Here is a 382-nt window from a genome sequence, read left to right as displayed (position 1 = left end):
ATTATGAGGCCGTGCCAAATACAAATCTCTTGGGAATGCGTTTAACAGCTCAACCTTTACCTTATCTTGAATTGGGTGCATCACGTACATTCCAAATAGATGGTCAAGGTCAACCTGATAGTTTCAAAGCCTATTGGAATGCTTTTATTGGTAAAGATAACGAATGTGATGATAGTGGGTGTACTGGAGAGGGGAATGCCTCAAACCAAATTGCAGGCCTAGATGCGCGTTTAAATCTACAACAATGGTTTAAAGTTCCATTGAGTTTGTATGGGCAGTTTGTCGGTGAAGATGAATCAGGTTTACTGCCATCTCGGAAAATGTATTTGGCAGGACTCGATTATTCCTCACAAGTGAAGAATATGCCGTTCCAGCTTTATAC

1 protein-coding gene is annotated in these 382 nt (G+C 40.8%); it reads left to right on the top strand.

Annotation, left to right across the window (positions count from 1 at the left end; all coding sequences use genetic code 11):
• The coding region (locus ACGFT1_RS35825) for a capsule assembly Wzi family protein (protein WP_373913165.1) at window positions 1-382 on the top strand (382 nt) is incomplete at both ends.

It is taken from the genome of Streptomyces sp. Y20 (assembly GCF_043195475.1).
In the GTDB taxonomy this organism is placed as follows: domain Bacteria; phylum Actinomycetota; class Actinomycetes; order Streptomycetales; family Streptomycetaceae; genus Streptomyces.
This window is presented reverse-complemented; position numbering and strand designations above follow the sequence as displayed.